The organism is Halobacteriovorax sp., assembly GCF_041587335.1.
In the GTDB taxonomy this organism is placed as follows: domain Bacteria; phylum Bdellovibrionota; class Bacteriovoracia; order Bacteriovoracales; family Bacteriovoracaceae; genus Halobacteriovorax.
This window is the reverse complement of sequence record NZ_JBFGYP010000271.1, coordinates 1-1,821: the sequence shown is the minus strand read 5'-3', so window position 1 is coordinate 1,821 and position 1,821 is coordinate 1. Positions and strand designations below refer to the sequence as shown.

Genomic DNA, 1,821 nt, shown 5'->3' with positions numbered 1-1,821 from the left:
TGTAAGTGGCTCTAAGTTTCCAAGTGGAGGATTATGTACTGCTGGTTATAGTGTTGCTAATGAAGAGGCAAAAGATCTAATGACCTATATTAATAATCATTTAAAGATCTGTGATAATGAAGCTACAGATTTTCAATTTGTTACACTTGCTAAGCAGATGCCTTCAATGAATGAGAGAATTGAAGGTGCTTATAAAATGACAAGAGATTTTGTAAATCACATTCAAGAAGTCCTACCAAGTTCAAAAATTAACTTTGTTTCAGAAGAATTAGCGAATAATGGCTTCACTCCTTCTGTATTTTCACTAGATCTTCCAACAAAAGGTAATACAGCTCAAGAGAGAGAAGCTCATAAGAGAGACTTAAATCTGAAGCTTATAAACCTAATGATTAAAGAGATACCACTAGAGAGTAAATTCTGTGTAAGTTATGGACAACTTAAGGGATGTTATTGGACTATTCCAGCAACTTCTACACAGGGAACTACTAAAGAGGGGGATAAAGACTATATCGTTAGAGTTTCAATGTCTCCTGAGCTAGATTTAGACCTTCATAAGCAGGTCTTTACGCAGTTTTGCTCTGAATATATAAACGCTTAAGATCTTTTATACTTATCACTAGTTTAGAGGGGGGAGGTTTTATGACCTCTCCTTATTCACTAGAGCTCTCAAGAATTTCAATCTTATCAATAGTTACCGTAAAAGATGATTTCGTATCATCACCATCTGCACTCATCCATATTCCTATTACATCTTTTAAGTTTAATGGAGTCGTATATTCTATTTTTGAATTTTTAAATGGAGCAGCTACTGACTCATAGAAGTGAGAACTTAGAGGATGCTCTCTTGATTTAAAAGTAGGAGGGGTCGTATAGAAAATAAAGCTATGTATTTTATCAAAACCGCCTTTTTCTTTAGCCAAGGTATCTAATTCTACTAGCCACTTTGGAGCTAGGGCCTTTTGAAAGAAGTTAAGAGTATTTTCTCCCTTTAAAATTAAACCAACTCTTAAAGGGAAATCATCTGCCCCTTCGTTTCCAGGTTCAAGGCCACTATAATTGATATCGCCTTCAACTCTTGCTTTAATAAACAAGCTCTCTATATGAGTAGTTTTTTTGAATGGAAAAACTAATGCTGAAGATGAACTGTTAACAGTAACCTTTAAGGAGTTATTAACATTAGTAATTTTATTAGAGGGGATTTTTGAATAGGTTACTGTCTGCCATTTATTAGTATCTAGCTCTAGATTTAAAGCAAATGTTAAAGGTAGGTGAAGTATCATTACTACAATTATAAAGAATGACTTCATTGTTAAACCTTTGCTTTAGATAATTTTAAAAATTGGTACTTATTCTTTTTTATACTTCTCTAACTCTGCTAGGAGCCAGTCTTTAGTTTCCACAACTTTTCCATCTGAAAACTTAATCTTATAGCTCTTTCCTGAGAATGAAGACTTACTTGCAATTTTTTTAATGAATAACTTTGCTGTCCAGTCTTTCTTGTCTGGAGAAAACCAGCTAGATAGAGCGCTATTTAATTTTCTATTTAAGTGCTCTGATGCTTCTTTAGAGGAGTGTTCTGAACCATTTCTAATGAAGGTTCCTTTGCTTTTAGAAATTTGTAATATTAGGTAGTCAATTTTCTTCTTTTCTTCACTCCACTCCGCCATAGAGTTTAGAGAAAATAGTATTAAGAAAAATATAGTTAGCTTTTTCATATGACCTTTTAGCTGAAGATACATCTAGTGTTAATTATATATCTTTTTGAAATTGAGGCAATCTATGTGGCCGTCGGAGATAAATCAAAAAAATTAAGTAAAGTTT

The 1,821-nt window shown here is 33.1% G+C and carries 2 protein-coding genes and 1 pseudogene; 1 reads left to right on the top strand and 2 read right to left on the bottom strand.

From position 1 onward, the window contains the following. Positions 1 to 598: pseudogene (locus ABX784_RS17335) on the top strand (cystathionine beta-synthase); the annotation flags it as partial. Between the two features lie 52 nt (positions 599 to 650). On the opposite strand, the gene ABX784_RS17330 reads toward ABX784_RS17335, so the two are convergent. Next, positions 651 to 1,307, bottom strand: a complete 657-nt coding sequence (locus ABX784_RS17330) for a hypothetical protein (RefSeq protein ID WP_372656314.1) — start codon at positions 1,305 to 1,307, stop codon at positions 651 to 653. A 39-nt stretch (positions 1,308 to 1,346) separates the two neighbouring features. Further along, positions 1,347 to 1,715 carry a DUF5329 family protein gene (locus tag ABX784_RS17325; RefSeq protein ID WP_372656313.1) on the bottom strand — a complete coding sequence of 123 codons (369 nt, stop codon included), beginning with the start codon at positions 1,713 to 1,715 and terminating at the stop codon, positions 1,347 to 1,349. Positions 1,716 to 1,821 lie beyond the last annotated feature (106 nt).

What these genes read in the sequence shown, in the direction of transcription:
- ABX784_RS17330 (WP_372656314.1), bottom strand. Translation starts at nt 1,307, where the DNA reads ATGAAGTCATTCTTTATAATTGTAGTAATGATACTTCACCTACCTTTA.
- ABX784_RS17325 (WP_372656313.1), bottom strand. Translation starts at nt 1,715, where the DNA reads ATGAAAAAGCTAACTATATTTTTCTTAATACTATTTTCTCTAAACTCT.